The sequence below is a fragment of the Ruegeria sp. HKCCD7251 genome, from assembly GCF_013031165.1.
GTDB lineage: Bacteria > Pseudomonadota > Alphaproteobacteria > Rhodobacterales > Rhodobacteraceae > Ruegeria.
In genome coordinates this window covers 1157783-1182838 of the sequence record NZ_WPZC01000001.1, presented here as the reverse complement: position 1 = coordinate 1182838, position 25056 = coordinate 1157783, and the positions used below count along the sequence as shown (strand labels likewise).

General features: G+C 58.8%; 21 protein-coding genes. 7 read left to right on the top strand and 14 right to left on the bottom strand.

Annotated elements, in window-relative coordinates; genetic code table 11:
- Nucleotides 1–54: 54 nt before the first annotated feature.
- The 3 genes from GOX75_RS05770 to hemB all read right to left on the bottom strand — a co-directional run bounded on the left by GOX75_RS05770 (nt 55) and on the right by hemB (nt 4403).
- Nucleotides 55–2517 carry a penicillin acylase family protein gene (locus GOX75_RS05770; RefSeq protein ID WP_171121595.1) on the bottom strand — a complete coding sequence of 821 codons (2463 nt, stop codon included), beginning with the start codon at nt 2515–2517 and terminating at the stop codon, nt 55–57.
- Between the two features lie 174 nt (nt 2518–2691).
- Entirely contained in the window at nt 2692–3264 is a 573-nt protein-coding gene (locus GOX75_RS05765; RefSeq protein ID WP_171121594.1) for a YSC84-related protein, read from the bottom strand.
- A 140-nt stretch (nt 3265–3404) separates the two neighbouring features.
- A complete protein-coding gene (gene hemB, locus GOX75_RS05760; protein WP_171121593.1) occupies nt 3405–4403 on the bottom strand; it encodes a porphobilinogen synthase in 999 nt (332 codons plus the stop codon).
- Nucleotides 4404–4523: 120 nt separating this feature from the next.
- On the opposite strand from hemB, the gene GOX75_RS05755 reads away from it, so the two are divergent.
- Nucleotides 4524–5048: a component of SufBCD complex gene (locus GOX75_RS05755; protein WP_171121592.1), complete on the top strand. Its 525-nt coding sequence runs from the start codon at nt 4524–4526 to the stop codon at nt 5046–5048.
- 21 nt (nt 5049–5069) lie between these two features.
- Complete coding sequence (mfd, locus tag GOX75_RS05750) at nt 5070–8522, top strand: transcription-repair coupling factor (protein ID WP_171121591.1); 3453 nt, start codon at nt 5070–5072, stop codon at nt 8520–8522.
- Nucleotides 8523–8548: 26 nt separating this feature from the next.
- Here mfd and GOX75_RS05745 read toward each other — a convergent pair whose 3' ends face one another.
- From GOX75_RS05745 to GOX75_RS05725, 5 genes are all read right to left on the bottom strand, one after another.
- Nucleotides 8549–9202, bottom strand: a complete 654-nt coding sequence (locus tag GOX75_RS05745; RefSeq protein WP_171121590.1) for an SH3 domain-containing protein — start codon at nt 9200–9202, stop codon at nt 8549–8551.
- On the bottom strand, nt 9199–10863 hold the full coding sequence (locus tag GOX75_RS05740; protein ID WP_171121589.1) for a hypothetical protein: 1665 nt from the start codon (nt 10861–10863) through the stop codon (nt 9199–9201). Before GOX75_RS05740 ends, GOX75_RS05745 begins: the two co-directional genes overlap by 4 nt.
- 57 nt (nt 10864–10920) lie before the next feature.
- Nucleotides 10921–12129: a multidrug effflux MFS transporter gene (locus GOX75_RS05735; RefSeq protein ID WP_171121588.1), complete on the bottom strand. Its 1209-nt coding sequence runs from the start codon at nt 12127–12129 to the stop codon at nt 10921–10923.
- Nucleotides 12130–12205: 76 nt separating this feature from the next.
- Nucleotides 12206–12865, bottom strand: coding sequence for a DsbA family oxidoreductase (locus GOX75_RS05730; RefSeq protein ID WP_171121587.1), 660 nt, complete (start codon nt 12863–12865; stop codon nt 12206–12208).
- Nucleotides 12862–14379: a class I adenylate-forming enzyme family protein gene (locus GOX75_RS05725; protein WP_171121586.1), complete on the bottom strand. Its 1518-nt coding sequence runs from the start codon at nt 14377–14379 to the stop codon at nt 12862–12864. The genes GOX75_RS05730 and GOX75_RS05725 overlap by 4 nt, the downstream gene beginning before the upstream one ends.
- 65 nt (nt 14380–14444) lie before the next feature.
- Here GOX75_RS05725 and GOX75_RS05720 point away from each other — a divergent pair, with 65 nt between their 5' ends.
- Nucleotides 14445–15068: a helix-turn-helix domain-containing protein gene (locus GOX75_RS05720; protein ID WP_171121585.1), complete on the top strand. Its 624-nt coding sequence runs from the start codon at nt 14445–14447 to the stop codon at nt 15066–15068.
- Here the strand turns inward: GOX75_RS05720 and GOX75_RS05715 are convergent.
- Both GOX75_RS05715 and GOX75_RS05710 read right to left on the bottom strand, forming a co-directional pair.
- Nucleotides 15057–15293 carry a hypothetical protein gene (locus GOX75_RS05715; RefSeq protein WP_171121584.1) on the bottom strand — a complete coding sequence of 79 codons (237 nt, stop codon included), beginning with the start codon at nt 15291–15293 and terminating at the stop codon, nt 15057–15059. The two genes, GOX75_RS05720 and GOX75_RS05715, sit on opposite strands and share 12 nt — an antisense overlap.
- Nucleotides 15294–15776: 483 nt before the next feature.
- Nucleotides 15777–17591 carry an extracellular solute-binding protein gene (locus GOX75_RS05710; protein ID WP_171121583.1) on the bottom strand — a complete coding sequence of 605 codons (1815 nt, stop codon included), beginning with the start codon at nt 17589–17591 and terminating at the stop codon, nt 15777–15779.
- A gap of 292 nt (nt 17592–17883) precedes the next feature.
- On the opposite strand from GOX75_RS05710, the gene GOX75_RS05705 reads away from it, so the two are divergent.
- The gene (locus GOX75_RS05705) at nt 17884–18657 is read left to right on the top strand and encodes a 3-hydroxybutyrate dehydrogenase (protein ID WP_171121582.1); all 774 of its coding nucleotides are present in this window, start codon (nt 17884–17886) and stop codon (nt 18655–18657) included.
- Between the two features lie 63 nt (nt 18658–18720).
- A complete protein-coding gene (locus tag GOX75_RS05700; RefSeq protein ID WP_171121581.1) occupies nt 18721–19746 on the top strand; it encodes a patatin-like phospholipase family protein in 1026 nt (341 codons plus the stop codon).
- Here GOX75_RS05700 and GOX75_RS05695 read toward each other — a convergent pair whose 3' ends face one another.
- The 4 genes from GOX75_RS05695 to GOX75_RS05680 all read right to left on the bottom strand — a co-directional run bounded on the left by GOX75_RS05695 (nt 19747) and on the right by GOX75_RS05680 (nt 22945).
- Nucleotides 19747–20424, bottom strand: a complete 678-nt coding sequence (locus tag GOX75_RS05695) for a DUF502 domain-containing protein (protein ID WP_171121580.1) — start codon at nt 20422–20424, stop codon at nt 19747–19749.
- 62 nt (nt 20425–20486) lie between these two features.
- On the bottom strand, nt 20487–21392 hold the full coding sequence (locus GOX75_RS05690) for a pseudouridine-5'-phosphate glycosidase (RefSeq protein WP_171121579.1): 906 nt from the start codon (nt 21390–21392) through the stop codon (nt 20487–20489).
- Entirely contained in the window at nt 21389–22282 is an 894-nt protein-coding gene (locus GOX75_RS05685; protein ID WP_171121578.1) for a PfkB family carbohydrate kinase, read from the bottom strand. Before GOX75_RS05685 ends, GOX75_RS05690 begins: the two co-directional genes overlap by 4 nt.
- A 45-nt stretch (nt 22283–22327) precedes the next feature.
- The gene (locus GOX75_RS05680) at nt 22328–22945 is read right to left on the bottom strand and encodes a thiamine phosphate synthase (RefSeq protein WP_171121577.1); all 618 of its coding nucleotides are present in this window, start codon (nt 22943–22945) and stop codon (nt 22328–22330) included.
- 162 nt (nt 22946–23107) lie between these two features.
- Here GOX75_RS05680 and GOX75_RS05675 point away from each other — a divergent pair, with 162 nt between their 5' ends.
- Both GOX75_RS05675 and ctaA read left to right on the top strand, forming a co-directional pair.
- Nucleotides 23108–23851: an RNA methyltransferase gene (locus GOX75_RS05675; protein ID WP_171121576.1), complete on the top strand. Its 744-nt coding sequence runs from the start codon at nt 23108–23110 to the stop codon at nt 23849–23851.
- Between the two features lie 59 nt (nt 23852–23910).
- Nucleotides 23911–25056 (top strand): heme A synthase, encoded by a 1146-nt coding sequence (gene ctaA / locus GOX75_RS05670; protein WP_171121575.1) that lies wholly within the window; start codon nt 23911–23913, stop codon nt 25054–25056.

Below are 25056 nucleotides of genomic sequence, written 5' to 3'. Positions count from 1 at the left end.
GGCTGCGTCCACGCAACCGTGAAAAAGGGGCAAGGTCTTGCCGAACAGACGAAATCAGCGCGGGATCAAATTCGTCACGCCAACGGCCGCTGCACGGGCCAGATCAAGATCCAGCGACATCGGAATATACTCCCCACGCCGCCAAAGTTGCGCCTGATCGTCATAGTAGCGCGACAGGAAATGGCCCGATTGACCGGTGGCCGTAATGAAGACTGAACTGTCAGGGTCCGCGAAATCATAGACGCCCCGATAACCCGCGCCGTGCACGTTCTGAAACGGGTCCGGCCCTTCGCCCGACGTGCGCCCACGCAGCAATGTATTGTCGCCGCCGCTGGTGGATTGGCGGATATTGACGAAGAACCGCAGAACCGGGACCGAGCCCAGCACCGGGTGATCATGGGTCGCCTGATGAGCATCGCCCCAGCGCAGGGATTCCAGCGACCCGCCATATTTCTCGGAAATCCAGATCAGCGCGTCGTCCAGCGCCAGCCGCGCCATATCCGTGCAGGTTTCCGTGGGCGCACTTTGACGTACGTCACACCATACTGCCGCGCCGTCGATATCGCGGTAAACACGTTCTATGAACAGCGGCTCAACATGTTTGTATTTGGCAGCCAACGGGCCAAGCTCGTCCGAGATCAGGCGGATTTGCAGCGCACGCAGCCAAGCGGCATAGATCAGAGGTTCGGGCAGATGTTCGTTCATCTCGCCATTCCACTCGGCCAGCAATCCCAGCGCGATCTGGCGCTGACGCTCGGGCGTGCCTTCTGGGGCCGATGCTCCGGTGAACCACAGGTCCGCGCCAATCAAGGGCAGCAGCGAGCGGGCGGTAAAGCTGACGGTGTCCAGTTGCGCCTCGATAAAGCTGTCACGCGTGTGAACCTCGCGCGATTGCATTAGGCGTTCCCAGCGGTGAATGCGCTGCGTGTCACCCCATTCATATGAAACATGCTCGGGGAAGGGGCGGTCTATGACCTTGTTGTTTGTGTTGCCCAGTATGCCACCGGCAGGGGCCACAAACTCGGGGTTGTCCGCATAGGGCAGGCGGCCCTGCCAGCGGTTCTCGGTCAGCCATCCGGGGGTGGGGATGCGTCCACGGCTTTGATTGCGCAGGTCGCGCTTGGGCATGGCCCCGATCAGCTTCATGCCGATCGTGTCCTTATCCACCAGCGACAGGTTCTGAGATGGGGAGATGAACAGTTCGGCTGCGTCAATCGCCTGCGGCACGGTATCAGAATTCATCAAGGCCATCGACGCGGTCATTGACGTGTCTTGCGCACTTAGGGCCGTCCAGGACAGCGATGCAACGTGGCCCTGCGGTGTTATGGTTCCCAGATCGTAGTGGTTGCCGGGCAGAAGGGGTCCATTCTCCGTCCATCGGAGGGTCAGTGTGATGGGCGCCTCATCCTTGATCTCGATGATTGACGGGCGGGTTCGGAATGACTTGTACCCGTCCGGGGTCAGGTATTCTTCGGGATTGTCGGGGTTGAGCTGTTCAATATGAACGTCCTGATCATCCAGATAAGATGAGGTCAGCCCCCATCCCAGCCGATCGCTGCGCCCCGCCATGACCGAAGGAATGCCCGGAATCGTTGCGCCGATGACGCCACCTTTTTCAAGTTCCAGCCGGGCCAGATACCAAACTCCGGGTGCAGTGAAACCCAGATGCGGGTCGTTCGCCAGCAGCGTCCCACCAATGGCCGATCGTGATGGTGCTGCAGTCCAGGCGTTTGATGCCCCGGCTAATCCACGTTTCGGGAATGGCGAAAGCGGACTGTCTGGCATCGGCGATCCGTCTACATATCGGGGCAAACCCGGGAACAAGGCGGCATATTCGGGCAGGGCCGCAATTCCGGCACCCGGTACATCGGGCAGGATATCGGCCAGCCGCGCCGAGTTGTTCAGCATGAGCGACGTGCGCGCCCTCAGCACTTCGTCTTCAAGATGGCCGGACAACTGAAGGCTCATCAATTTGATCACAGCGAGGCTGTCACCGGGTTGCCAAGGGGAAACAGGCGCATTGAACAGGAACATTTCGGGCGCGCCACGCCCAAGCGCCATCTCGTTGATTTCGTCCAGCCGCGCGTTGACACCGGCCGCGTAAGCGCGCAGCGCAGCCTTGGTATAGTCGTCCTGCACATCGACCGAGCGATGGGCGAGGCCGTAAAGGTCAAGCCGTCGCAGCAACTTGTCGATTGAAACCGTGCGCGCTCCGAACACTTCGGACAAGCGCCCTTGGGCGGTGCGTCGCAGGACGGTCATTTGCCACAGACGGTCCTGCGCATGTGCGTACCCAAGCCCGAAGAAGACATCCGGGTCAGTCTCGCCCAGAATATGCGGCACATTGGCGGTATCGCGCACGATTTCCACGGGCGCAGTCAGCCCGCGTACCTCAACGGTTTGATCGTATTCGGGCAGGGATTGGCTGGCCAGAAAGTAGACCAGTATGACGGCGGCCAGACTAAGAAGAACGAGGCCCGTGGCGAGGCGCACCAGCCAACGAAATACTAATCCCATCTGAGGCCCATTTTCTTATCTATCTCCGTTTGGCGTCAGATTAGTAGAAGCCCATCCCAACCGAAAGAGGAACGCCGGAAGATTGTGTATCTTTGCGCAACGTCGCAAAGAAAAACCCCTGCCACAGAGATACGTCCATGGTAGGGGTTAAGCACTGAGGGGGTTAGTGCTGTGTTACGGGATGATCCGAGTGTATTTCGTGCCATCGACGGTTGCGCCGATCTGCAGACCCGCCTGACCGAAAACGGCGGCCAGTACCGGGGAGCGCAACGTTGTTGTGTTGGTCGAAAGAGAGTCGCCCTGATCGCTGACCACGTAGCCGATATCCGCGCCAGCCGTCCATCCGCTGGAACGACGGAAGTCATTCAGCGCGTCCTGTGTCATGAAGAACAGGACGTGGGCGTATTGCTGTGCCCCGACCTGCAATCCAGCGGTGCCTTTTACGGCAGAATAGTAGTCCACGGTTGCGCCATTGATCCGCAATGCGCCACGGCCATAACCGCCGCCAAAAACGAACCCGGCTTCGGTTATCAAGGGCATGACCAGCATGCCGTTGGCTTTTTCTGCGATTTCCACCGTGTTCGGATAGCGTGAATACATTTCGGTCAGCGTGGCATCGACGCGCGCGTCGATCGTTGCCGCGTTCGAGTTGCCGACACCGTTGCCGCAAGCTGCGGTTAGGGTCAGCCCGGCCATGCCAAAGGCAAAGCCACGACGACTTAGTCGAATGGGATTGGAACTGCTCATGTTTTTTCTCTGTATGACTGCCTGAGTTGTCGGGTGTTCCCGATCTTGTGGGCGAGGATACGCCTATTGAGTCCACGTGTCACGGGAAAGCTGCATCACCCCCGATCACAATAGGCGAATTATCGCGACAGTTTGAGGTCTTAGCCCTGAAGGTGCCGGGCGACCTCTGGGGCAAAGTAGGTCAGGATGCCGTCACATCCCGCGCGCTTGAACGCGAGAAGGCTTTCCAGCATGACCTTTTCCCCATCGATCCAGCCGTTCTGCGCAGCGGCCTGAATCATCGCGTATTCACCGGACACCTGATAGGCATAAGTGGGGGCGCCGAACGTGTCTTTGACGCGTCGGCAGATGTCCAGATAGGGCATGCCCGGCTTGATCATGACCATGTCGGCTCCTTCCGTCAGATCACGTTCGATCAGGCGCATGGCCTCGTTCGAATTGGCCGGGTCCATCTGGTAGGTCTTCTTGTCACCCGTCAGCGCACCAGACGCGCCAACTGCATCTCGGAACGGACCATAGAAGGCGCTGGCGTATTTGGCGGCGTAGCTCAGAATCATCACATTCTGGTGGCCTGCGGATTCCAGCGCGCGGCGCATTTCCCCGATCCGGCCGTCCATCATGTCAGATGGCCCGATGATGTCAGCACCCGCGTCGGCCTGGGCCAGCGTCATCTTCACCAGCGCCTCAACCGTCTCATCGTTCACAATCTCGCCATCGACGACATACCCGTCATGACCGTTGATGTTGTAGGGGTCCAATGCCACATCTGTCATGACAGCAATATCCGGAGCTGCGGATTTGATGGCGCGAATGGCGCGGTTCGACAGGTTGTCGGGATTCCACGCCTCGGCACAGTCTTCGGTTTTCAGACTGGGGTCAGTGTAAGGAAAGATGCAGATCGCAGGTATTCCAAGTGCTTGTGCTTCGACTGCAGCCTTCGCAATCAGATCGACGGACCGACGTACAACACCAGGCATAGAAGGAACCGGTTCTTCAATCCCTTCGCCGTCGCGCACAAATACCGGCCAGATCAGGTCATCTGTGGTCAGTGTGTTTTCGCGCACAAGACCCCGAATGGCCTGAGATTGCCGCGCTCTACGGAAACGAGCCAATGGAAAAGGGGCGATGGTCGGTTTCATGTCGCGCTCTCCTTGAATATTCCCGCATTGGGTGGCATGAATTCCGCGTAGTCTCAAGGGTAACGATGGACGCGCCTATGCGAAGAGGGTCCCTAAGGACAGTGAACAAAGGGCTGACGCGTGGACTTATACTCTTCGATTTTTGAACTCATCGACATGCGCAGCTTTTCCAACCTTTGGTATTGGATCGGTTTGGCCGTTCTATGGTCGTCGGCCAGCCACTGGGCCATGGGGGTTCCTTATGACCTGGTCGTTCGCGCACGCCGCATCGGTGGGCAGGCTGAAGAAGACCTGTTGGACGTCGTCAGGATCAACAAGAACCGGCTTTTATACATCGTGGATGTGTCCGGGCTGGTCATTTTGGCGTTAAGTTGCTTTTTCTTTACCGGACTGGCGATACTTGGGTTTTTCTACGGAGTTGAGTTCGCTCAGGCGGTCTTTCTGCTTTTGTTTCCGCTTTGTGTGGTGATGCTGATCAACATTTCCGCTGCGCGCAAGTTACAACGGACCGAACCGGGCATGGATGTCGTGTCAAAAATTCTCACGCGATGCAGAATCTATACGCAGATCGTTGGAATAATTTCGATCTTGATCACATCGCTTTGGGGTATGTATCAGAACTTTTCCATCGGCGTTCTGGGATAGAGAATTCGGAAAGGCAAGGCGATGACGGCTCCGAACCATGTGACGGTTGGCGGCGCCCCCGAAGGGTTTGACGCACAGCTTGTTCTGAACGAAATGACCCGGAGCGGCGGTCCGGTCTGTCATGTCGCGCGTGATGACAAGCGGATGGAAGCGATGCGCGCGGCGCTGGCTTTCTTCGCACCGGACGTTCCCGTTTTTGTGTTTCCCGGCTGGGATTGCCTGCCATACGATCGGGTGTCGCCAAATGCGGATATTGCGGCGGCGCGAGTCGCGACATTGGCAGCTCTGGTCCATCAGATGCCAGAACGTTTCGTTTTGCTGACAACCCTGAACGCGGCAACACAGCGCGTTCCGGCGCGGGACGTGCTAAGACAAGCTGCCTTTACCGCACGTGTGAATCATCGTGTCGATGAACAGGCCTTGCGTGCGTTTCTGGTCCGCATGGGATTTACCCAAAGCCCAACCGTGATGGAACCCGGTGACTATGCGGTTCGCGGTGGCATCATCGACATTTTCCCGCCCGGTGAGTCCGGCCCCGTGCGGCTGGACCTGTTCGGCGATGTTCTGGACGGTGCGCGCCGGTTTGATCCAGTCTCACAACGAACGACCGAAAAGCTTGAGGTCGTGGAATTGGCCCCGGTGTCCGAGGTTATTCTGGACGAGGCCGCCATTACTCGGTTTCGCCAGAACTACCGCATCGAATTTGGCGCGGCGGGGACCGATGATCCTTTGTACGAGGCCGTCAGTGCGGGGCGCAAACATCAAGGTGTCGAACATTGGCTTCCGTTCTTTCACGAAAGGCTGGAGACACTTTTCGATTACCTGCCGGGGGCGACGATCTCGCTGGATGATCAGGTGACGCCCGCACGTCTTGCGCGGTGGGATACGATTGCCGATCAGTATGAAACCCGGCGTTTGGCTTTGGAAAACCGATCGCGCATGGATACGGTGTATAAGCCGACGCCACCCGGATTGTTGTATCTGGACGATGCTTCGTGGGAACAGGCGATTGGCGACCGGCGGGTTCTGCAGTTCGGCCCCCTGCCACAAGCCAGCGGACCGGGCGTGATCGACGCAGGCGGACGGATCGGTCGAAACTTTGCACCCGAACGGCAGCAGGAAAACATCAGCCTATTTGGTGCCCTAGCTGCGCATATCACCGACAAAATGGCCAAAGGCCCGGTGCTGATCGCGTCTTATTCCGAAGGCGCGCGCGAACGTCTGACCGGGTTGATCGAGGATGAAGGGCTGGCCGAGGCGATCCCCGTCACCGATGGCACCCGCGTCGGCAAACGCGGCCTGCATCTGGCCGTCTGGGCGCTGGAGCATGGGTTCGAGACCCCCGACCTAACGGTGATTGCCGAACAGGACGTGCTGGGTGATCGCCTGATCCGTCAGCCCAAGAAACGCCGCAAGGCCGAGAACTTCCTGACTGAGACCCAATCCCTGACGCCCGGCGATCTTGTGGTGCATGTGGATCACGGCATCGGTCGTTATATGGGGATGGAGGTCGTCACTGCCGCCGGTGCCGCTCATGAATGCCTGCTGCTGGAATATGCCGAGCAATCAAAACTGTACCTGCCGGTCGAAAATATAGAGTTGCTGTCCAAATACGGCCATGACGAAGGTCTGCTGGACCGTCTGGGCGGCGGCGCGTGGCAGGCGAAAAAGGCCAAGCTAAAAGAGCGTATCCGCGAAATGGCGGACAAGCTGATCCGCATCGCAGCCGAACGGGCCTTGCGCAAAGCCCCCATCATGGACCCTCCGCCCCATGCGTGGGAGGAATTCAGCGCCCGTTTCCCTTATCAGGAAACCGACGATCAGTTGCGCGCGATTTCTGAGGTGATGGAGGATATGCATTCCGGCGCACCGATGGATCGTCTGATCTGCGGCGATGTCGGCTTTGGCAAGACCGAGGTCGCCATGCGTGCGGCCTTTGTCGCCGCCATGTCGGGCGTGCAGGTGGCGGTGATCGCGCCAACCACCCTGCTGGCCCGCCAACACGCGGCCAGCTTCAAAGAACGCTTCCGGGGCTTCCCGCTTGAGGTGCGGCAGTTGTCGCGGTTTGTCTCCGCAAAAGACGCTCAGCGAACACGCGACGGGCTGGCGCGCGGCACGGTCGATATCGTGATCGGCACCCACGCGCTGTTGGCCAAGGGCATCCGGTTCAACAATCTGGGCCTGCTGATCATCGACGAGGAACAGCATTTCGGCGTCGGCCACAAAGAACGCCTGAAACAGCTGCGCAGCGATATCCACGTTCTGACCCTGACCGCCACGCCGATCCCGCGCACCCTGCAACTTTCGCTGACCGGCGTGCGCGACCTGTCGATCATCGGCACGCCACCCATCGACCGTCTGGCGATCCGCACCTATGTCAGCGAATTCGACGCGGTCACGATCCGCGAGGCCCTGCTGCGCGAACACTACCGCGGCGGGCAGAGCTTCTACGTCGTTCCACGCATCTCTGACCTGCCCGAGATCGAAGAGTTCCTGAAGGAGCAATTGCCAGAGCTGACCTATGTGGTCGCCCATGGACAGATGGCGGCAGGCGAGCTTGATGACCGAATGAACGCCTTTTACGACGGCAAATACGACGTTCTGCTGGCCACAACGATTGTAGAAAGTGGGCTGGATATCCCAACCGCGAACACGATGGTTGTGCATCGGGCGGATATGTTCGGTCTGGCCCAATTGTACCAAATCCGTGGTCGGGTGGGGCGCTCAAAAACCCGCGCTTATGCCTATCTAACCACAAACCCGCGCCAGAAGCTGACTGCCACGGCCGAGAAACGTCTGCGCGTTCTGGGCTCGTTGGATACACTGGGGGCGGGGTTCACGCTGGCTAGCCAAGACTTGGACATTCGTGGCGCGGGTAACCTACTGGGCGAAGAACAATCGGGGCAAATGCGCGATGTGGGCTATGAACTCTACCAGTCGATGCTGGAAGAGGCGATTGCCAAGATCAAAGCCGGAGAGATGGAGGGGCTGTCAGATAGCGACGACCAATGGGCCCCGCAGATCAATCTGGGCGTACCCGTTCTGATACCCGAGGACTACGTGCCCGATCTGGATGTTCGTCTGGGCCTCTATCGTCGCCTGTCATCGCTGTCGACAAAGGTTGAACTGGAAGGATTCGCGGCGGAACTGATTGACCGATTTGGAAAATTGCCGAAAGAGGTGAACACATTGATGCTGGTCGTGCGCATCAAAGCCATGTGCAAACGCGCGGGTATTGCCAAGCTGGACGGAGGGCCAAAGGGCGCGACGATCCAGTTCCACAATGACAAATTCGCGTCACCTCAGGGATTGGTCGAATTCATCCAGAACCAGCGCGGGTTGGCTAAGGTCAAAGACAACAAGATCGTCGTGCGGCGTGACTGGAAGAAGGACAGCGATAAGATCAAAGGTGCCTTCTCTATTGCGCGGGACCTGGCCGAAAAGGTTATGGCCGAGAAAAAGGCCAAAACCTAAATCACATTGCTCGGTCCGGTGACGCCTTAGTCACCGGCGACGAAGGTGCATAATTGCCATTGACCGCCCTCTGACTTGGCGAATGCGGCGCGATACCCGACCATCGGCCACAGGAACATGCTGTGCATGTAGCCCTGGCCGCCATCGGTCAGCAAAACCTGCTGGTATTCGTCAATCTCGGAATAGTCCCGGACGATAACGACCTCGTGGCTGATCAGATCCAGAATAGGCGCGCCCCTGTTTGGAGACTGGCGCAGAGTCACGTCCGTAGCATTGACGAAATAAGCCATATAAGGGTCTAGCGTGGCGGGCAGGGTGATCTGCCACTGATGCGGCATCCAGAACTCACCGTCCTCGTCGAAATAGCCGGGCTGTAACAAGGTGTTTTCAAGATCGGACCAATAGGCCTCGCCTCCTTGGTCCGACACGGTGGCCGGATCGGGGGCCAAAAGATCTCGGAACTCTTCGGGGCCACCATTCCCGCCGTGGCTAAGATAAATGTCAGGACAGGCCGCAGCGATGACCGCGTCAGCGTCACGCGCTTTGACCTTGGTCAACAACTCGGCCCGAAACGCCAAAAGGCTTGGGTCTTGGTCAGCCTCATCCACAGGGGGAAAGGTCTGGCGATCCGCCAGCGCCGGGCCGCAGGTAAAGGCGGCAACAAGCAGAAGGGGCTTCATTCAGCGGCCTTCATCGCCGCCTGCGCGCAAAAGCAGGATGCGCCGACGGCACGGTCGGCGCGGGCAAGTGCCAGATCCAGTCTTAGGCTGATTTGCTTGATCTCGTCGACCTCGCCACGCGCTTTCAGGCAATCGTGCAACCCCTTAAGGCTCCAGACATTGTCGGGATGGATCGAGGCGCGGCTAAGAGTGCCGCCCAGTCCCAAATCTTCGCGATAAACAGCTTCAGCTTCGGCAGTGTGGCCCTGTTCGAACAACAACGCGCCCAATGCGTGACGGGTCGGCTGCATCCAGCCCCACGGCTCATCATAAGGCAGGTTGTCGTCCAACTCGACCGAGCGTCGCAGATGGGCATAGGCCACATCGTAATTACGCTTGCGGTACTCAATCTCGCCCCTCAGCATCTCCTGCGCGATCTCCAGCAGGTCAGTAACACGGTTGTTGTGCATCAGCCGGGTGTCGGGGACGCGGGCCTTGGCAGCAAGAAAAAGTTGTTCCTCGGCCTCGGCTTCGGCCACCTGTCCCGTCGCTGCAAAAGCGATGGCGCGGGCATAGTAGGCCGTCGCGGTCAGGGTCAGGAACAGGTCGGTGTCTTCTGGTGGCTCAAGCGCCTTGGCTTCTTCCCAGCGGCCAAAACGGATCAGGATGTGAGGGCCCATGGACATATAGCTTTCGAAGTAGTCCGCCATTGGCGGGCTTTCGATGCGCAGCATCTCTTCGGGTGTGGTGTCCCACATGCCCTGATTGGCGCGCAGGGCCGGCTCGATCTGACCCAGAAACAACGCGCCGTAGATGACAAAGTGATAATCGTGCTGGCGATAGCCTGTGTACACGTTGAAAGCGCCCTCGCGCTCGTAATACTTAAGGTCTGCCTCGATCGCCTTTTCGTTCCAATGAACGACGTTTTGATAGTGACCGCACAATACGTCGATATGGGTGGGCATATGCACCAAATGGCCCGCATCAGGCACCAATGTTCGCAGAACATCCCCTGCTTTCAACGCTTTTTCGGGGGTTGGCGACATCTCCATCAGGTGCACATATAGATGGAGAAGACCGGGATGAGACATGGCTGCTGGATCGTTCGCCATCGCATCTTCCAGCGCTTTTTGGGCTTCAAGCGTCGCAGCACCCTCAGCTGGTTTCCCCGACTTCAGGTCCCACATCTGCCAAGGCGTGAGGTTCAGGAGCGATTCAACATAGATGGTACGCAGGTCCAGATGGTCGGGTCGTTCAGCAAACGCCGCGCGCATTGCGTCTGCAAAGTCATAGTCCCATTGGTGCATATCATCTGTTGGGTCGTCCTGCGGATAACGCGTGGGCAGGGCGTGGATCAGTGCCTGCTCGACTGGGGTACAGCCATCGACCAAAGCAAGCGCCCGTTGCGTCGCGTCAAATGCCAACGTCAGCGCCTTCTTCTTGCCGCGGTCATCCAACAGATTCCACGGCACATTATAGTTGGGACCGGCGGCATAGGCGACGCCCCAATGTGCCATTGCGCAATTCGGATCGGCTTCGACCGCTCGCTGGAAACAGGCTACGGCCTCATCGTGGTTATAGCCGTAGGTCCAGACCAACCCGCGGTCGAACCACAGCTGCGCTTCGGCCGAGGCGGTGGTGACCGTGCAGGTATGGGTTCCCAGATCGTAATAGTCGCTCATTGAAAATCTCCACTCGGGTTGAGCGGAGGTTAACCTGATTCACCGGGGGTGCACAGATCAGGCTGGCAATCTGTTTTCGATCCGACCCATGTGCAGCATTAGGCCAAAACCCAGTGTGCTCATCGTCAGTATCCCGGTTGCCAAAGGTGCGATTGATCCGTCGAACAGCAGGCCAATGGGTGCAGCGATCGCCGCGGCAAGAACCGTTGAGATCGCTCCGATGACCGAGGCCGCCGTGCCAGCGATATGGCCCATAGGTTCCATCGCGATGGCGTTGAGGTTGCCCATGGTCATGCCCGCCATAAAGAATACGGCGGTTTGCCAGCTAACGAATACGGCGAATGACAGGGTCGGTGACAGGTCCATGCTGTTCAGAACGATGACCGAAGTCGTGAAAACGATCTGCGCACCCAGAACCCACGTCACAATCCGGCGCATTCCCAGACGGATGACAAGGGCTGCGTTCAGCAGGCTGGCGGAGCCGGACATAAGCGCCACGAAACCGAACCAGAAGGGAAAGCTTTCGGCGCTGTCGTGGATGATGTCATAGATCGGCTGCACCATGGTCAGCATGGTGAACAGCATCCCAAGGCACAGGGTCTGCACCATAATCGAAACCCTTACCGTTGGATGTGCAAACATCTGGCGCGCTGCGTCCAGCATCAGCGGCAGACGCAAAGGGCGTCGGTTTTCAGCAGCCAGAGATTCCGGCAGGCGCAGCCCCATCCAGACGATTGTGATCAGCGAAAACAGCACGAAAGACGCGAAAATTCCGCGCCATCCGGTCAGTGCGATAATTCCGGCGCCCATCATTGGCGCGATGGCTGGAACCAGCGTAAAGATCATCATCGCGATCGAGACAATACGGGCCATTTCGCGGCCGGAATACAGATCCCGAATAATTGCCATCGCGACAACGCGCGGGGCGGAACAGCCGATACCTTGAAAAATCCGTGCGATCAGCAACATCTCGAGCGAGGAACTGGACCATGCCACCGCCGCCGACAGAATATACAGTGCAGAGCCGACGTAGATGACAGGTTTACGCCCGAATGCATCAGACAGCGGACCGGTAAAGAATGTCCCGATCCCCATCCCCAGAACGAATGAGGTCAGGATCAACTGCGCTTGGTTGATGTCATCCGGGCTGAGCTGCGCGCCGATTTCGGGCAGGGCGGGCAGCATGGAATCGATCGAGAACGCGATTGTTGCGAACATCATCGCGACAAGTGCGACGAACTCTCCTCGTGACATACGACCGGCCATTGTGCCCTCCTGACCTGATCGCGCTATCACGGCAGGTCAGGTGGCACCAGAGACTAAATGTGCACAGAGGGCTGTGCTAATTTGCAGGGGAAGCCTCAAGCTGAGACATGATTTCACCGATCACGCGCTCCCACATTTCAGGAGGTTGGGCGCCGGGAACCGCGTGCTGGTTGGCGACGATGAAGGTCGGGACCGAGTTCACTCCCATCTGGCGCGAATGCGTGTCGCGGTCACTGATGTCCTGACGATCAGCATCTGATTTCAGCAGTTTCAGCACGATCGCAGCGTCCATACCGATACCGTCGGCGATGTCCGCCAGAACCTCGTGATCTCCGATGTCGCGTGTCTGAACGAAATAGGCGTCGAACAGTGCGTCGACCGCCGCGTTTTGTTTCCCTTCGATCCCGGCCCAGTGGATCAGGCGGTGGGCGTCCAGCGTGTTGGGAGTGCGCTTCATCCCTTCAAAGTCGATTTTCAGGCCAGCGTTTTCAGCGTGCTCAACAACCGGGGCGTAGGCACGGACAGCACCTTCTTTGCCGCCAAACTTGCGTTCCAGATATTCGCGGCGTCCCATGCCCTCGTCGGGCATGTCTGGATTCAGTTGGAAAGGGTGCCATTCGATGACAAAGGGGTGATCTGGGATCGCGGCCAGCGCCTTGTCCAGATGGGTCTTGCCGATATAGCACCACGGGCAGATCGGGTCGGACATGATGTCAAGTTTGACGGTCTGGGTCATTCGGTGGTCGCCTTGAAATAGGCCGGAAGCGCCCGGCGCAGGAGTTTGCCATTGCCGCCAGTCGGCAGCTCGGGCAGGTGGATAAAGGCGCGCGGTTGCTTGTAGCGCGCCAGATTTGCTTCCACATAGGTGCGCAGGGCATCTTCGTCCAGCTTTTCCGGGCCTGTATAGAAGGCTGCTATCAGGAATGTGTCCTGTTTCACCTCGACGGCGGCGGCACCTGCCTGCGTGATGCCGGGGTATTGTGACAGCACGGCCTCAACCTCGACAGGGGACACGCGGTACCCGCCCGCGTTCATCATATCGTCGTCGCGGCCCAGATAAGTTATCTGCCCATCCACAGCCATCGCGCCCTGATCGCCGGTCAGAAACCAATCGCCCTGCATCCGCGCCTGCGCTTCGTCCGGGGCATTCAGATAGGTTAGCATCAGGCCAGGATCCGAGCGGTGGATGGCGATGGTGCCCTCGGTTCCTTGCGGGACTGGACCATCTGGCCCAAGGATGGCCACGCGCCGGCCGGGCTGCGGTTGGCCCAAGGCCTCACCCCGCGCGGGGTGTTCGGGGCTGGACGAGATGAAGGTCGAGCATTCGGACATGCCATAGGCCTCAAACAGTTCGGTCCCTGTGGCGTGTTTCCATTGTGTATGAAGCGTGGGCGACAGCTTCTCACCTGCGCAGAGCCCATGCCGTAGGTGCGGCAAGGTTAGCTGATCGGTCGTTCCGACGATTTTTCGAAAGACACCCGGTGCGGCCGCGAAAATAGTGGCTTGGTGGTCACGCAGAAGCGCAGGAAGGGTGGACAGATCGGTTCCGGGCTCGGGGATCAACGCTGTCGCGCCGATCGTCCACGGGTCCATCAAACCCGTGCCCAATGTGTAGGTCCAGTTGAACGCTCCGGCGTGGCACAGGCGGTCATTTTCGCGTAGACCGTACCACCCATCCACCATCATCTGCCGGGCCCAGATTGCGCGATGGGCGTGTGCGACAGCCCGAGGTTTCCCAGAGGTGCCCGAGGTATAGACGACGTAAGCCATCCTCTCTGGATCGCCCATCTGGAATGTGGCTGGGTACAGGTCCCGCATGGCGGTCAGATCGGGCAAAGTGATCTGCACAGGATGGTTGGCGCAGGCCACGGTCAGGTCACGCAGAACGGCTGCTGGCTTTAGGTCTTGGATGATCTTTGCGGTTTCGGGTTCGGTCAATTGGGACGAGGTCGGCACAGGTACGATCCCCACCGATATCGCACCCAGATAGGCGATGGGGAAGTCGACCGTGTTGCCCAGCCTCATCAAAGCGATGTCTCCGGGGTTTAAGCCGGACTGCAGCAAACCAGTTCCGGTGCCAAGAATGGCGCGTTTCAACTGTGCGTATGACCAGTGTTCCGCCTTGGTCGACCCGACAACTGACAGGGCGGTTTTGTCGGCCAGCCGATTGGCCTGACGCAATACATGCGCCGCCAGATTGAACGGGGATGGACAGGCCAAAGCAGGGCCTTGATCGAAGACAGAAAGCATAGCGACTGGCTAACGCGACGTCTGTTCCGTTGCAAGCAGGTCAACCTAGCCCTATAGAATTGCACATGAGTACGCACGAACAGACATCCCTGATCCGATTGGCCCGAGACTCGGGCGAGCCCGCGGAGGTTGAGCCGCTGGACCTTGGCGCCCGCGTGCGCGAGCTGCGCAAGGCGCGCAAATGGACGTTGGAACAAGCGGCAACTCAGGCAGGGTTGGCGCGTTCGACACTCAGCAAAATCGAAAATGGCCAGATGTCTCCGACCTATGATGCGCTGAAAAAGCTGGCGACCGGGCTTGAGATTTCAGTGCCCCAGCTCTTCACCCCGCCACAGCGGGAACAGGTGATTGGCCGTATGGCCGTCACCCGGATGGGAGAGGGCACAGCCCATCCCACGACGACATACGAGCACGAGTTGCTGGCCGAAACGCTGACGAAAAAGCAGATGCTGCCCTATCGGGCGCGTGTGCGGGCGCGGTCGATGGACGAGTTCGAGGGTTGGGTTCGCCACGACGGGGAAGAATTTCTTTACGTGCTTACAGGCGTTGTACGTCTGTACACCGAGTTTTATGAACCTGTGGAAATGCGCCGCGGCGACAGCGCCTATTACGACGGCAGCATGGGGCACAACGTGGTGTCTGTCAGCGACGAAGACGCGACGATCCTTTGGGTGACGTCACTTAGTTAACGACCGGCTGAATTCTCGGTTCAGGCCTTCCGTGAACAGAAAGTCCTCAAGCTCTTCGTGGGCTTCGTTCACTGTCAGGTGGTGACGTTCTGCAAGGTAAGCCTCAAATCCTTTGCGATCCTTGCTGAACAGCGGCTTGTCCTTGTCGCGCAGGTTTGGAAAGCGCCGTTTGGCGCGCGAATACATTGCGTCCCAGTCTTGCGTCAGGTCATTCCAGTTCAACATCTGCAAGCTTTCCGGTTTCCAGGTTTCAAAGCTGCTCGGCCATAAACAGGGTACGAAGGGGCATGGGTCGTCAGCGCATGACAAAATGTCGCACCCATTTCCGATCTGCTGCAAGGATCAAAATGCCCGTTGCAGGCAATCCGCAACGGGCATACGGACACAAGTTTGGAGTGAGTGGGGGCTGGTCCGTAAAAGGCGCACGCTGCGAGGCTGAGAAAAGGCTATGTTCCGAAATTCAAAGCAATAATCAGGTCGCGCAAAGCGCTATAATGCTGCAAGGCTACAACGCATGGATGCATTGCGTAAAGCTTTTTGTGCGAAGTTTTTGTTTATTAACTCAAATTAGTATCCGTACCAATCTGTAGCAGCCGTCCCAATTTGTGACGCAAGATGTTGGGCCTATTGGCGCGTGTGCCGTTTTTCGCCGAAAAGCCGAACGCAATTGAATTCCGCCTGAAATCGGGTCTGGTCCGTGCGTTTGCGTTACTCTTCGAACCACCAGACCTGCGGCATATACTCGGGCCCGTCGCCGTAAATTGGCAGGGTTTCCGGTTGCTTCAGTTCTTTGGCGTGCGCGATCCGCCCGACGTCGAAATTCCAGATCGGAATGACGTATCGTCCGGCTGTCAACACGCGGTCCAAGGCGCGGGTGGCGGCAACGAAGTCCTCATGGCTTTCTGACGCAAGCATGGCATCAATTAATCCGTCCACAGCAGGTGAGGCCACGCCCATCAGGTTGCGGGTGCCGGGCGTATCGGCATTTTCACTCCCCCAATACAGCCGTTGTTCGTTGCCCGGCGATAACGAGAGGGCGCGTCGGAAAAACGTCATGTCAAAATCCAGATCTGAGGTACGCCCGGTGAATTGCGCGCTGTCTACCTGTTCTGTTGATACTTGAATTCCCAGACGTTCCAGCGCACGGCTATAGATCTCGATGGCGGTCTCGCCTTCGCTGTCGCCCTGTTGCAGCAACACGTTCAGCGTGAACGCATCACCGTTTGCGTTGCGAAGGACGCCGTCCTGAATGGTCCAGCCTGCTTCAGACAGTAGCTTGGTCGCTTTACGGATGTTTGACCGGTTGCGGGCCGAGCCGTCACCTTCCGGCAGGACGTATCCCTCAAGCGTTCCGGGCGGCAGGTCTGCCGCGTAGGGTTGAAGCAGCTCTTCCACGCGGCCTGTTGCTGCGCCAGGTTGCATGGCGAGAACGGAGCCCGAGAAATAGGACGTGATCCTGGGCTGCGCCCCGCCGGTGATCGTGTCGTTGATGAACTCGAAATTGAAGGCCAGCGTCAGGGCTTCGCGAACGCGCCAGTCGTCGAACGGCGCTTTGCGGGTGTTCATGACATATCCGGTCATGCCCGATGGCTTACCATGAGGGATTTCGGTTTTTACTACATCGCCGCGCTGAACGGCTGGGAAGTTGTACTGTGTTTCCCACTTGTCTGCGTTGAACTCGCGCACGGCGGTCAGTTCACCAGCTTTGAAAGCCTCAAACAGAACGGTGCCGTCCGCGTAGAATTCGATCCGCATCTCATCAAGATTCATCGTACCCCGACGGAAGGGAACATCGCTTCCCCAGTAATTGGGGTTACGCCGCAGGTTGACGTATCGTCCCGGCTCATAGCTGTCGATCACATACGGGCCGGTGCCGACGGGAATATCGTGCAGCGTGGCATTGGCAAAATCCTTACCGTCCCACTGTGCCTTTTGCAGGATCGGGCGCAGACCGGCGATCAAGGCCAGTTCGCGGTCGGGCTCGTTGAATGTGATCCGCACGGTGCGCGGGCCGGTTGCTTCGATGCTGTCGATCTTGCTCCAAAGACCGCGATACCGCAGATGCCCTTCGGTTCCCAAAATCTCATGCGACCAGATGACATCATCAACGGTGACGGGTGTGCCGTCCGAAAATTGTGCCCCTTCGCGTAGTGTAAATTCGACCCAAGACCGGTCCGGCGCCGTCTCAACTGATTCGGCTAACAGGCCGTAAAGTGTGAAAGGTTCGTCCCAAGATCGCCCCATCAGGCTTTCATGCGTCCAAAACCGCAACTGCCATGGGGAGGTCCCTTTTTGCACAAACGGGTTCAAACTGTTATAGCCGCCCGTATTTCCGAAAACGACTTTTCCGCCTTTGGGCGCGTCGGGGTTTGCGTAAGGCAGAGACACAAAATCCGGTGGTAGGGCGGGCTCTCCGTACATAGCTATGCCATGCGCCGATTCTGCGCTGGCGATTGCGGCCCCCAAAAGGAAAGTGATTCCCGTGATCACTGGGCGTGCGGGTCGTAGAAAATCGGGGCTCATTTTGGAAACAATCCTGCTCTGGCCTTATTTTGTTGGGATTCATCGTACCGATGATTTTTCTTCTTTTCAAACTTTTAGCTTGGACGAAGGCGTGGAATTGCTTATAAAGGGTGCACTGCTCGATAGGTTTCTTGCCTGTATGAAACCTGCCTCAATAACTTAACGCCCGCTTCGTGCGGGCGTTTTTTTTGGCCGAGTTTTTGTCAATCCGTTCCGCGAGGTCATTCTTCGTTTTCTTTGCACGTGCAGCATGGCACTGTGTCGCCGATACGGATTCTAAGGGAGAGCGGCCATGAGCCTTAAGGGAAAAACGGCAATCGTAACGGGGTCGAACTCAGGGATCGGATTGGGGGTTGCCCGTGAATTGGCCAAGGCCGGCGCAGATGTGGTTCTGAATTCCTTTACCGACCTTGACGAAGACCACGCCCTTGCTGCGGAAATCTCTCAGGAGACTGGCACCAACGCGCGCTATATCAAGGCAGATATGTCCAAGGGGGACGAATGCCGCGCCCTGATCGAACAGGCCGGGGCTTGCGATATCCTTGTTAATAACGCGGGTATTCAGCATGTCTCGCCGATCGACCTGTTTCCGGTCGACAAGTGGGATGCAATCATTGCGATCAACATGAGCTCGGCCTTTCACACGACTGCCGCCGCTTTGCCGATGATGCGAAAGGCAGGATGGGGTCGTGTGGTTAATATCGCGTCGGCGCATGGGCTGACCGCCTCTCCTTATAAGGCGGCGTATGTCGCTGCCAAACACGGGGTCGTGGGGATGACGAAGACAATTGCGCTTGAGACCGCGCAGGAACCAATCACCTGCAACGCGATTTGTCCGGGCTATGTGCTGACGCCTTTGGTGGACGCTCAGATTCCGAACACGATGAAGGAATACAACATGAGCCGTGAGGACGTCGTGAAGAACGTCCTGCTGGAGCGGCAACCGTCGAAAGAATTTGCAACGGTTGAGCAACTGGGGGGCACGACGGTGTTTTTGTGCTCGGACGCGGCGGCGCAGATCACGGGGACGACGATTTCCGTGGATGGCGGTTGGACCGCTTTGTGAGATTACGTGGGGGCGCTGCCCCCACACCCCCGAAGTATTTCTAAACAGAAGAAGGGGTGGGTCGTGAAGAGGATCAATCTGGCTTTGCAAGGCGGTGGCGCACATGGGGCGTTTACCTGGGGTGTGTTGGATCGAATTCTTGATGAAGAGGATATCGAGGTCGCGGCGATCACTGGAACCTCGGCCGGGGCGTTGAATGGGGCGGCGTTCAAATCGGGCATGGTGCACGATGGCCGCGCGGGGGCGCGGGAAAATCTGAATGGTCTTTGGTCCCGGATGGGTGCGGTCGGTGACATGCGCCTTGCCAACTGGATGCAGTCGTTGGAGCCCGCGCAGATCGCACAGGCCATGGAATATTCGCTACCGTTTTCCGTGGGCGATGCATGGTCGAGATTGGTCTCGCCTTATGCGTATGGTCCCTTTTATCGCAATCCGCTTGAGCCCATGGTGGATCGGTTCAATTTTGACGAGATTTGCGCAGATGACGGGCCGCAGCTTTTTGTCTGTGCAACCTGTGTGCGCAGCGGAAAGATACGGGTTTTTACCGGGCAAGAGGTTTCGACCGGTGCCATTTTGGCCTCGGCCTGTTTGCCGAACCTGTTTCAGGCGGTCGAGATTTTTGATCCCAAGTCCGGCAGAACCGAAGCTTATTGGGACGGTGGATATACCGGCAATCCGGCACTTTATCCGTTGTTCAACGGTGATCTGCCAGACGATGTGGTGATCGTGAATATAAACCCGCTGGAACGGGACGAGATACCGCGGACGCCGCAGCAGATTCAGAACCGTATCAATGAGATCAGTTTCAATTCCTCCCTGTTTCGAGAACTGCGCGCGATCAGCTTTGTTCAGCGCTTATTGGCGGATGGAAAACTAAAGGCCGGAGAGATGAGCCGCGTTCTGGTTCACATGATCGCAGATGATGATCTTATGAATGATTTGTCGGTGGCCACCAAGACCGTGCCAAACCCGGTCGTGTTGCACAAGCTCAAGGATGCAGGGCGCAGAGCCATGGATCGGTTTCTGGCGGAGCACAAATCCGACCTTGGCACGCGCAGCACGGTCAATCTGCCCGAAATGTTCGGCTGATCACTCGGGCGGCTGCGACGGGTCTTTTTCGTTTGGATAAACAAGACCTGCCGAAATCACCAGTTTGGCCGCGTCCTCGATCGACATGTCCAGCAGGATCACGTCCTCTTCCGGGAAGAACAGCAGAAATCCAGAGGTCGGGTTGGGTGTGGTTGGCACAAAAACACTCAACAGGTTGCCACCGGTTTCAGCGCGGTCGCTGACCTCACCCCGCGCAGTGGTCGAGACAAATCCGATCGCCCAGATGCCCCGGCGGGGATATTGGATCAGGCAGGCTTTTTCAAAGGACCGTTCCGTCTGGGCAAACACCGTTTCCGATATTTGCTTGATCCCCGAATAAACCGAGCGCACCACCGGCATCCGGTTCACAAGGCTTTCGGCAAAGTGGATCAGCGAGCGGCCAAGAATTCCTTTGGCAATCCAGCCGACAAGCACGGTGAAGATCAGGAAGATCACCACGCCCACGCCGCGCAGGTTCACCCCCACATATTCCGAGGGTTGGAATTTCTGCGGGATCAGCGGCAGGACCGCGCTGTCGATCCAGCCCACCACGGACCAGATCAGCCAGATGGTCAGCCAGACCGGAGCGATGACAACGATGCCCGTCAGAAATGACGCGCGCAGCCGGGAAAACAGGCCCGGTCGGCGGTGAGGTTCTTCGTCAAAGGGCGTGTTCATTACGGTCCTGCGTGTTTGCCAATTTAGTTAAGCAGTCCGGGGCTTTGGTACAATAGCTTTGCTCACTCGGACAGGGCACGGGCGATGCCGGCGGCCAATTTTGCGTTATTTCTGACCAATGCGATGTTCGCGGTCAGCGACCGCCCCTCGGTCTGTTCATAAATGCGCTGCAGTAGGTAGGGAGTAACGTCTTTGCCGGTGATCCTGTGTGCGTCGGCATCAGCCTGAGCCGAAGCGATGATCGGGGCCAGTTCCAGCGCCGGGATTTGATCAGCGGCGGGGATCGGGTTGGCGACCAACTGGCCGCCGGGCAGGCCAAGGGCGCGACGGGTGGCGTGGGCCTTGGCGATTTCTGCTGCGCTGTCCATGCGCAATGGCGCTGCGTAGGGAGATTGCGCCGACCAGAAGGCGGGGAATTCGTCCTGGCCATAGGCGATCACGGGCACGCCCAGCGTTTCCAACACCTCGAGCGTTTTGGCCAGATCAAGGATCGCTTTGGCCCCTGCTGCCACCACGGTCACGCGGGTTTGCGCCAACTCATGCAGGTCTGCCGAGATGTCAAACGAAGTCTCCGCCCCTTGATGCACGCCGCCAATGCCGCCGGTGGCAAAGACCTCGATCCCGGCATATTGCGCGGCGATCATCGTGGCGGCAACGGTGGTGGCGCCGGTTCCGCCGGTGGCGATGCAAGCGGCCATGTCGGCGCGTGAGATTTTGGCGACGCCCTGCGCCTGTCCCAGTGCCTTTAGCTGGCCGGCCTCGAGCCCCACATGCAGCTTGCCTTTGATCACCGCCATGGTGGCGGGTACTGCGCCTGCGTCACGGATATCTTGTTCGACCTGCGCTGCGACCTCGATATTCTGCGGGTAGGGCATCCCGTGGGTGATGATGGTGCTTTCCAGCGCAACGATGGGGTGGCCTGCGTCTTTGGCGGCGCGCACTTCGGCCGAGTATTGGATGTCGATCACAGTGGGGTTTCTCCGGAAACGTAAGTGGCGGCGGCGTGCAGGGCGCGGGTCAGGGCAGCGTCGGGGGCGGCCCCGGCGGCCTCGGACGCGATATGCGCCGCCATGAAAGTATCGCCTGCGCCGGTCACACGGGTGACCAGAACGGACGGGGGTGTCTGGGTCAGGATTTCATCCGAGGTGCCGACAGTGGCAGAGTTGCCGCCATCTGTGACCAACACCCTCAACGCGCCCCGGTCTAGCAGACCTTTGGCGGCGCTTTCGGAATCGGCGAACTCGCGTTGGCACAGAATGCCAGCTTCCTCAAGGTTCACGTATAACGTGGCGCGAGCGTGTTTGAGGAAGGGCAGCAGGCGTTCGGCCTTGCCGGGCGAAGCCGGAGCCACGCGCAGGTCGGCTTTGGCAAAGGCCAGGCTTTGGGCAATTTCTTCCAGCAGGGTCAGCGTCAGGTTGCCGTCCAGCGCAATCGGGCCTTCAAACGGCGTGTTCTCAAAGCCCAGTGGCCCGTGCATCAGCGGGCGCAGAATCTTGGCCCCCGCAGCCTCAAGCGAGTGCGCGTCGGCGATGGCGGCGATCAGCCCGTTGGCGCCTTCGACCGCCATATAACGGTCGGTCGGCAAATCCTGCGAGCGGTAGATGTGATCCGTGACCATGCCCAGCCGGGCGCAGGCAAGGACCAGCTCATCCCCTTCGGGGTCGCGGCCGATGGCGGTCAGCAGGGTGGGCGTCATCCCGAATCGCACCAGCGTCATGGCGATGTTCATCGCAACGCCGCCGGGCAGGCGGGTAATCCGCCCCGGCACGTCCGAGCCCTGCCGCATGGCGCTGGCCGAGCGTCCGATCACGTCCCACAGGACCGAGCCGATACACAGGATGTCACTAGTCTGAGTCATGCCCGTGTCATGCCGCAGCGTCACAGCAGGTGCAAGGGTTAACGCTCACATCGCGTCGGTGAGCGTCTTCAGCGCGGCGACCGGATCGTCTTGCGACCAAATTTCGTCACCGATGCCAAAGAAATCGGTATGGGGGGCGAGGTCACGGATCAGGTCTGGGGTCAGGCCGCCTTCGGCCACGACCGGAACCTCGATCATTTCGGACCACCATTGGAACAGGTCCTTTTCAGCGATGCTGCCATCACCCAAAGCTGACGAGCCGACAGGGCCAAAAGCCACGTAATCCGCTCCGTTTTCGCCTGCGGTCATGCCGTCATGGCTGGAGGCCGCGCAAAAGCTGCCGACGATGGCATCTGGGCCCAGTTCTTTGCGCGTAGCCCGGACTGATCGTGCACCATCATCCAGATGTACCCCGTCCAAACCCAGCCGTTGCGCCAGCAGGACGTGGTTTGAGATGACGATGGCGACATCACGCGCGTGGGCAACCTCGCGGCAGGCATCAGCCGCGCGGGCGATGGTGTCTTGGTCGCTGCCCGCCAAGGCCAACCGGATGCAGGCGATTTCTGTGCTGTCCAGCACGCGGCCCAATTGGTCGGGGAAGGTACTAAGCGCAATGGTCGGAGGCGTAATCAGGTAAATCTGCGGCTGCTCGGGGGTATCCATGGCGCGTCCTTCAGTTTTCAGTTCTCGGCGCGGTTTAGCGGATTGAGCGGGGGAAGCAAACTTTTTAGCCTGCCGAGCGGGTATTTGGGAACAGAAGAAGCAGCGGCGGCTTGCCCTAATCAGGCGGGGCGATTAGAGCAGGCGGAACTTTCGGAGTAAGGTATGCCCAGCGATCAACCTCAGCCTTCTTTTGTGCTTGTGCGCCCTCAGATGGGGGAAAACATCGGCGCCGCCGCGCGCGCGATGTGGAATTTCGGGCTGGACCGAATGCGGATTGTGGCGCCGCGCGATGGCTGGCCGAACCCCAAGGCCGTTGCCATGTCCAGCGGGGCTGGGCGGTTGCTGGATGAGGCGCTGTTGTTTGACGATCTGGCTGGGTCGTTGGCGGACAGCACGTTTGTCTTCGCCACCACGGCGCGCCAACGGGGGCTGACCAAGCCGGTCTACAGCCCCGAGCGCGCGATGCAGATCGCCGCTGAAAAGGTCGCGGCGGGCGAAAAGGTTGCCGTGCTGTTCGGCCCCGAACGCGCCGGGCTTGAGAATGAGGATATTGCCAAGGCCAACGCCATCATCTCGGTCCCGGTGAACCCCGAATATGCCTCGCTCAACCTTGGGCAATGTGTGTTGCTGACTGCCTATGAGTGGATGCGTCAAAGTGCCGATGTGGTGCATGAGGCCACCGATCTGGGCAAGGGTGACTGGGCCACAGGAATCGAAGTCGAAAAGCTGGTCGAACATTATGAGGACCGGCTGGACGAGGCAGGCTTTTTCTATCCCCCCGAAAAGGCCGAAGGCATGAAGACCAACCTGCGCAACCTTTGGTCTCGGATGCGGCTGACGCGGGCGGATGTGCAGATGCTGCACGGGATCATGCGGCAGATGGTCCGCTGGAAGGACAAGGGCTGAGGCTGGACCTATCTTCCGCTTCACCCTAGCGTGCGACGAAACAAGGACATGAGGACAGCATGAGCGGCAAGCGCAGCATCTTCGAAGAGGTCTCGGGCGACCAGAAACAAGAGGCAATTCAGCCCGGTATGATCGACCGTGGGCGTGGCGGTGCACGCAAGGCGATCCGGGCTTGGCTGATGATGCTGTTTGCGCTGGTTGTGATCATGATCGCCGTGGGCGGTCTGACGCGACTGACCGACAGCGGCTTGTCGATCACCGAGTGGCGGCCCTTCACCGGGGCAATCCCGCCGATGTCCGAAGCCGACTGGCAGTCCGAGTTCGACAAATACAAGGAAATCGACCAGTGGCGCATCCAGAACCAGTGGATGGAATTGGACGATTTCAAAACGATCTACTGGTGGGAATGGGGCCATCGCCAACTGGGCCGCGTGATTGGTCTGGTCTGGGCAATTGGGTTCTTTGGCTTCCTTATGGCGCGGAAAATTCCAACTGGTTGGACGGGTAAGCTGCTGATTCCCGGTGCTTTGGGCGGGGTTCAGGGCGCCGTGGGCTGGTGGATGGTCGCCTCGGGCGTAACGCAGGGCGAGGGTATGACCGCCGTCGCCAGCTATCGTCTGGCTGTGCATCTGGGGCTGGCTTTTGTGATCCTCGGCTTCCTCGCGTGGTACATCTTAGAGCTAGGCCGCGAAGAACGTGATTTGATGCAGGCCCGCCGCGCGAAAGAGGCAAAGCTGTTTTCTCTCTCGACCGGTCTTATGCATTTCGCGTTCCTGCAAATCCTGATCGGCGCTTTGGTGGCCGGGATCGACGCGGGGCGATCCTATACCGACTGGCCTCTGATCGGCGGGCAGCTTTTGCCTCCTGATGCCACCATGCTGGAGCCGATGTGGCGAAACTTCTTCGAAAGCCCGGGATTGGTGCAGTTCATTCACCGCTGTGCGGGCTACCTGTTGCTGATTTTCGGCGTCATCGTCTGGCGGCGCGGCAGCACCAGTGCGCATCCACAGACGCGATTCGCCTTCAATGCCGCCTTTGCGGCGCTGGCGCTGCAAGTTGTGATCGGGATTGTCACCGTGGTCTATGCCGCACCATGGCAGATCGCGATTGTCCACCAGTTCATGGCCGTTGTTGTCTGGACCCTGATCCTGCGCGCGCGGTTCCTGGCCGCTTATCCAATCGCAACCTCGATCCGCGGAGCGTGA